Source organism: Desulfobacterales bacterium (assembly GCA_030066985.1).
GTDB lineage: Bacteria > Desulfobacterota > Desulfobacteria > Desulfobacterales > JAHEIW01 > JAHEIW01.
Genome location: JASJAN010000080.1, coordinates 1 through 7,346 on the forward strand (window position 1 = coordinate 1; position 7,346 = coordinate 7,346).

The window sequence follows — 7,346 nt, forward strand, 5'->3', positions numbered from 1 at the left end:
AAAAGTGCCAACGAAATTTAAACCAACGTGCCATATTTTTTATGGTATGCGGGTTATTGATATAAATGATGATCTGCCTAAGTGGTTGGGTCACAAGAATCAAAGCCCAAAATTCGATTGATTGAGGTGTGGGGAGGTAAAGGGGGACATCCGTGCTATTTAGATATTTGAGCGGGAACTCTGACAGCTCAAGCCGGAAAACGATCCACCATCGCTGAAAGTTATGGTTAACATGTCCTTCTTCGCTAACCTCCGTTGCTTAAAAGCTTCCGTCTTCGTTTAAACTTCGACGGGATAAAATGGAGGTCAAGAAGCTACGCAAGGCAGGCAACTCAAGGCGCCAGGACGACCAGTCTTCCCATCCTTCGCACTATAATAGCTTGGTCCAACAAAAGATGTTAATCCGATAATAGATACAGAGAGGCGCGACCCTTTGCCGGCAAACATTTTGCTTTTTGAATGATCTTTCTATTAATCCTTATGAGTTATTAAACCCGCCGAGCACACCGTTCTAAAAACACTGAGTTGGTCGTATCAATACGAGTTTCATTTATTAATATGGTAGATTTGTGCATTTGTGTCGACGCATATGGAATGATAACCAGCAACAGCCTTTTAATGCCGTTTTAAGTAAGGGAAATTGCGCTATTGTTCATGGCGATTGTCAATTTTGGCCATCTGCAGGATCGTCATTTCAGAATAAAATACATCCGTTTAAATTAAACCATTTGGGGGAAATCAATTGTGCCTAAACATCCTTTGTTTATCCTAAATTTAGTGCACAAGCATCAAATTGTCAGTTACAGATCAAAATAGTCGATCTGAAGCTTCGATCTCTTATTTTTATTGAATTTTTAGACGGATACCATATCCGAATCTACACAATATAAAAACGATTGCGGAGGCTTTGGTGGCGGTCAATCAACCAAGGCAGATGAGTTGGCCATCGGAAAGAAACGTGAATTCTAATTCCTCCAAACCTTTAATGTACAATGAAACTTAAACAAATGAAGCCCATCTGTATTGCTCCTCTCATCACACTTTTCTTGTTGTTAGCAGGACCGTTTCAGGCAGTCGCGGATTTGCCGCCCAGGGAAACGGTGCGCCAATGGATCAAGGAGATGAAAACATCTCCTAAGGGACCTTTTTCGCGCATTCGCTGGTTTTGCAACGATGGAAGCATCCTGGCCCCAAAGCCTTACGCCTGCAAAGACCATGATGGCGGAGTGCAACATGGCGAATGGACCGATCGTGTAAAGCAATTGCGCGCTGGCGGATATTATATTGCCAATGTACTTGCCTCTCTTGACATAGACCAAATCACAACTGCACCGGGCTATTCCGATCTTTATAATCAGATTCTAATCGAAAAATTTTTGATTTCTGTCGACGACGGCTGGATTTTTCGCAAGGCGCGTTTTTACCGGGGGGCGATTCAAGCCGAAGATGAAACCGCTAAGGCAAGAGCGCTGTTACTGGAACTTGCCGACAAGGACATCTGGTGCTCACGTGGAATTGCGCCCCTGAGAATCGGTGCGAGCTTATTGGAGCATGGGGCTGAAACCAGAAGCGTCGCACGGGTTCGTCAACAGTCTCTTGCTCTATCAGAAAAAGATAAGAAGTTTCTGCCGCTGCGCATCAAAATTCATAATCAGCCGGATCGAGAAGACGCCCAGCGGGTCCGGGACTATGCCGCGGGCATTAAAGATTCAGATCTGGCTGCGCAGTACGCACGTTTGGCAGACGAAATTGACAAGGTATTTACATCCGAATCCACCTCACAGCTTTTGAAGGATTTACAAACAAAAATCAGCAGTAATTCTGAACTAACCCAGGAAATAGCGGTGGTCATCAAAACATTAGAAACAACCAGCGATCCCACCATCCGGTTTGCTGCAACGGGCAAGATGATGGCGACGATCAGAAGACAATTGTTAAATGTTCGAGGCGGCGAACTTCGTCTAACTGCACTGGACACCGGTCTGGCGATTGAGATCGAACATTATGCTGCTGGAAGGGATTTGATCGGGAGGCTGCAGACCGCTTCCAGGCGCGAGCATCTGCAATGGCTTGAAAGCAGCAGCTTGGCCATGTATGGTGCCGGTCTCATATCGGCCATTCAGCTGCAGGATTTGCAGGCGACTTTCGCAAAAATAGAAGGCGACACCATCTCCTTAGAGAATTACAAGGCTGCACTCGATTACCTGGCCCGGGTGCCGGGCTGGTGCGCCCAGTGGCTTCGCTTCCATTTCCATGAAAGTATGCAAAAACTGGCTGAAATTGAGCCACTGGTTAACCGTGTTATCCAGGACGGCCTCCGGGGAAGCCCACTTTTCTTCTACTCAAGCGTATTGGACAGTCTGCTGCGCGATGCCCATCACCTTGTGGGATTGCGCCACGAGCTTTTTGGCCAGGACGTCGGTGCCGGCCTTCGCAGCCTTAATCCCGGCCTCGCCCGGGGTAAACTCCGATTGAGACCCGCGGGTCACTATGATGATTTTGATCTGCAAGGTATCTATTTATTACCAGAAACGATTGCAGAATTGCCGCCGGTAGCCGGTATTTTAACGGCAGGTGAAGGAAACCCTCTTTCTCACGTGCAGATGCTTGCGCGCAATTTGGGCATTCCGAATGTAATTGTTGATGAGAGCTTAATCACAAAGTTAAAAGAGCATGATGGGCAGAAAATCATTTTAGCCGCCAGCCCGGCTGGTTCTGTTCAGATAATTCTGGACAAAGGACAGCTGAATCACATCTTTGAGCAAAAAACAGAATCGGTCAGTCTGATTCGCCCCGATCTTGAGAAACTGAACCTCAAAAACCGAAAATTCATTCCTTTAAGCCAGTTACGAATCAAAGACTCAGGGCGTACTGTCGGTCCTAAAGCTGCTAATCTGGGAGAGCTGTACCATTATTATCCCGAAGCGGTCGCAGATGGTCTGGCAATTCCATTCGGTTTTTTTCGAAACTTACTGGACCAGCCCCACAAAAACGGTAAACAAACTATTTTTGAGTGGATGGAAGATGAATATGGAAAGATACTAGGAATGCCGCCCGGCTCAGATAAGCGGGATGAAAAAATGGAGTCTCTGCGCAAAGAACTGGAAGATTACATGCTGAATGTTGATTTAGACGATGCTTTTCGCCGGGGTCTGGCGGCTGCGTTGGAATCGGTATTCGGCCCTGATGGAACCTATGGCGTGTTCGTGCGCAGTGACACCAATGTCGAGGATCTCCCTGGATTTACCGGAGCCGGATTAAATAAGACCATCCCGAATGTGGTGGGATTTGAGAATATCCTGGCGGCCATCCCCAAGGTATGGGCATCACCGTTCAGCAGGCGTGCCTTCGCTTGGCGCCAGTCACACATGGATATGCCGCAACACGTCTATGCCTCCGTGCTGCTTTTACGCAGTGTCCCGTCGCAAAAATCAGGTGTCATGGTAACCCGTGATATTGACACCGGTGAGAAAGGATGGCTGTCCGTTGCTGTGAACGAAGGGGTTGGCGGAGCCGTTGACGGCCAAGCGGCCGAGTCGTTGCGAATTAATGTGAAGACGGGTGAAGTTCACATGCTGGCCCAGGCCACTGCTCCCTGGCAGCGGGTATTAAAAACTGAAGGCGGCATTACCAAAGTATTGGTGGTAGATGCCGATCCGGTTCTGAACGCCGATGAGATCAGGCAACTCATCAAGTTGGCGCAGGACCTGCCGAAGCGATGGCCGTATATTTTGGATGCCGGCGGAAATCCCATCCAGGCCGATATCGAGTTCGGTTTTATCGATGGCAAATTACAGCTTTTTCAGATTCGACCTTTTCTTGAAAGCATTCAGGCCCGCAGCAACAACTACCTGAACAACCTGGATAAGGATATGTCGTCCCAACTTGGCCAAAAAGTGAATTTGGATGAGCATCCCTGATCCGGATATTATTGACGTTAAGCTAAATGTCTGGGGTGGTGTAAAATGAAACAATACCTGAAATTAATCGCCGTTTTCGTCATGCTTGCCATAGCGGATCCTGGTTTTGCCTATCCCCTGGACGCCTATTCCGAAACAGGAATTCGGCGTATTGAAGCAGCGCGTTTGGCTGTTTTTGGCAAAATGCGGGGCCGCCAGCAACCTCCCGGTGCCCTGCTGCCGACCCATCTGGTGGATCTAAGATTGCTGGATTACCCGAATTTGGTACTACCGGAACCTGACCCTGAGTTCACCGACGGTGTTGTGAAACTTTTAGGTGATAAAGCAGACCGATATGGAGTTGCTGTTCTGGACCTTTCGGATATTGACAATCCACGCTATGCCGAACACCGGGCGGATTACAAACAAAACGTCGGTAGCGTTGGAAAAATTGTAGCTGCCCTGGCGTTATTTCAAGCGCTGGCTGATATTTATCCGGACGACAACGCTAGCCGCATAAAACTGCTTCGTGAAACCATTATCACTGCGGATGAATTTATCGAGTGGGATCATCATGAAGTCAGAATCTGGAATCCCGATACCGGAGCCTTAAGTTTTCGCCCATTGCAAAAAGGTGATCAAGGGTCTCTTTGGGAGTACCTGGATTGGACCCTTTCCATCAGTTCCAATGCCGCCGCCGCAATGGTGATGAAAAATGCCATGCTGCTGAGACATTTCCAGAAGAATTATCCTGTTACAGGTGACGAAGCCACCCGCATTTTCAAAAAAATGTCCCGCGAGCAATTACGTGAACTATACGAACAAACATTTTTTGAGCCTCTCACACGCAATGGCTTGGATTTGCAGTATTTTCGCCAAGGAAGCTTCTTTACGCGCACCGGCAAACAAAGCGTGCCGACCGGCTACAACAGTTACGCTACCGCACGGGAACTGATGCGTTTTATTTTACTGATGGAACAAGGAAAATTGGTAGACGTCTTTTCAAGCCGGGAAATCAAGCGCCTGCTCTATATGACCGAACGCCGCATCCGCTATGCCTCATCGCCGGCTTTGAATGACTCTGCGGTCTATTTCAAATCCGGATCGCTTTACAGTTGTAAGAAAGAGCCCGGATTTAAATGTAAAAAATATCACGGCAATGTCAAAAACTATATGAATTCAGTGGCGATTGTCGAAACCCCGGCTGGCCTTACCCGATTGCACTATTTGGCGACCTTGATCTCGAATGTGCTCTATAAAAACTCTGCTGTGGATCATCAGACCTTGGCGACCTATATTCACCGGCTAATCGAAACGAACCACCCACCAAAGATGCCGGCTCCCGGAGAACTTCCAGCGGAGGTGACATTTACACGCAACCTGATCGGTTTTGAAGACAAGCAGAAAGAGCGCCAGCAAATTGCAGAAGTACAGGCTGCACTGCTGAAACTGGGCTATAATGTCGGTAAGGTCGACGGTAAATTGGGGTCCAAAACCAACGCAGCTATCAGGGCATTTCAGAAAGAACACCAACTTGGCGTGGACGGAAAAATTACGCCGCAATTGCTGGATGAGCTTAAAACAACTGATGAAACTAAGCCGGCGGCCGATTTGTCACAGCCAGTCCCTGCAACTGAACAGTAAAAGAAGGCAGCGCCTGTGAAGCCGTCTAAACTGGACCGATTCCTGCGGCTCTTCACGGATGTAAAACCCGGTGAGGGTTTTACCGCCTTCCTGATGTTTACCAACGTTTTCCTCATTCTGTGCGCCTATTATTTCATCAAGCCCATCCGGGAGGGGTGGATCGCAGTTTCCGATATCAGTGGGTTATCCAAAATGGAGGTCAAGGCATACTCCAGTTTTGGCCAGAGTATTGTGTTGATACCTGTGGTGTGGTTGTACGGCTGGCTTTCCGGTCGATACCGCCGGAGCGACCTCATCACCCGCTCCACCATTTTCTGTGTGATGAATCTGGCAGTCTTTTGGGCGATTCAGCCCGGTCTCTTTATTGAATACATTCCGTATACCGGTATCATCTTCTATCTTTGGGTCGGCATTTTCGGAGTGTTTGTGGTCGCCCAGTTCTGGGCATTTGCCGCTGATGTCTACACTATGGAATGTGGGAATCGCCTTTTTCCCTTTATTGCCATCGGGGCCACAGCCGGTGCTGCGTGTGGCTCTTGGATTACCGAGTTCCTGCTGAATTCCAGACTTATTGTTTCCGAGTCGCTCCTGATTGTGACTATGATCCCACTGATCGCTTCCATTTTCCTCAGCCGAATGGTCGATAGCCACGTGCAAACGCAAACCACCGGTTCCCAGGCGACTTCCGTCCCCGAAATCGTCGACTCTGGACGCAGTGCCATCTCAATCGTTTTTGCCAGCCGCTTCCTGCTGGCCACGGCCTTGATCACGCTGCTTTTGAGCTGGGTCAACACCAACGGTGAAAACCTGCTCTTCCGGGTGGTCCAGGAGTTTCTAAAGGGCGAAGCAATTAAAGGAGGCGTCTCAGATACGGATTCCCTGCTATCTTTTACCCGGGACGGGACCACAGCATTTTATGGGAACTTTTACTTCTGGGTGAACGTTTTCGCGCTCATTCTTCAGGCCTTTGTAGCCTCACGCCTGCTCAAGTATGGCGGCTTTGGTGTAGTTTTGCTTACGATGCCCGTCATTGCCCTGGTCTCATACACTGCCATGGCATTTGTCCCAATCCTGGCTATTGTCAAAGTAATGAAGATAGCGGAGAATTCCACTGATTACTCTATTAACAACACAGCGCGTAACGTTTTGTGGCTGCCGGTTTCGGCGGAATATAAGTACAAGGGCAAGCCAACTATCGATTCGCTCTTTGTCCGCGTGGGCGACGGAATTGCAGCCTTTACAGTCTTGGTCGGAGTCCAGTTTCTGGCCCTTTCAACGCAGTCTTTCTTTGTGCTGAATATAATACTCATCTTCATTTGGATACTGCTTGCGTTTGTGGTAATTCAAGAGCACCGCCGCTATTCGGAACCAGGCTAATATCGCGAGAATACATCTGTCAGGCTGTAGCAGTTCCAAAATCCCACCTAAGAGGGCAAGGGGGACATCCGTGTTATACTGATACCCTAAACACCATTTGTTTATCCTAAATTTAGTGTACAAACACCAAAGTAATTATTATCTTTGAAAGCAATATTAAAAATACTTCAATCTAAAGTTAAGATTACATATCATTTTTTCAAACTTTCAGGGGTCTTTTATATTCGGATCGCTTCAACGGAAAAGGCGTCTGAGCCAAAGCCATGACAGCTATTCATCCGAGCCTGCTTTTAGTCATAAAATCGACTTGTAATCATCGAAGTGCTTTGCTTCAGATGTATCGTAAAAACAAATCCTTTCAATCGATCCACCAAAGTTACTAAAAAACCACAGTAGTGCTTAACAGCTATGTCAAATCCAAAAGTA

General features: G+C 47.8%; 3 protein-coding genes. All 3 read left to right on the top strand.

Annotated features, from left to right (window positions below):
• Nucleotides 1-1,007: 1,007 nt before the first annotated feature.
• The 3 genes from QNJ26_22645 to QNJ26_22655 are packed head-to-tail and all read left to right on the top strand — an operon-like array spanning nucleotide 1,008 to nucleotide 6,920.
• Nucleotides 1,008-3,920, top strand: a complete 2,913-nt coding sequence (locus QNJ26_22645; protein MDJ0988353.1) for a PEP/pyruvate-binding domain-containing protein — start codon at nucleotides 1,008-1,010, stop codon at nucleotides 3,918-3,920.
• Between the two features lie 45 nt (nucleotides 3,921-3,965).
• On the top strand, nucleotides 3,966-5,543 hold the full coding sequence (locus QNJ26_22650) for a peptidoglycan-binding domain-containing protein (GenBank protein ID MDJ0988354.1): 1,578 nt from the start codon (nucleotides 3,966-3,968) through the stop codon (nucleotides 5,541-5,543).
• Between the two features lie 15 nt (nucleotides 5,544-5,558).
• Nucleotides 5,559-6,920, top strand: coding sequence for an Npt1/Npt2 family nucleotide transporter (locus tag QNJ26_22655; protein ID MDJ0988355.1), 1,362 nt, complete (start codon nucleotides 5,559-5,561; stop codon nucleotides 6,918-6,920).
• The last annotated feature ends 426 nt before the right edge of the window (nucleotides 6,921-7,346 follow it).

Coding starts and splice junctions, on each gene's coding strand:
- QNJ26_22645 (MDJ0988353.1), top strand. CDS start 1,008: ATGAAGCCCATCTGTATTGCTCCTCTCATCACACTTTTCTTGTTGTTA.
- QNJ26_22650 (MDJ0988354.1), top strand. CDS start 3,966: ATGAAACAATACCTGAAATTAATCGCCGTTTTCGTCATGCTTGCCATA.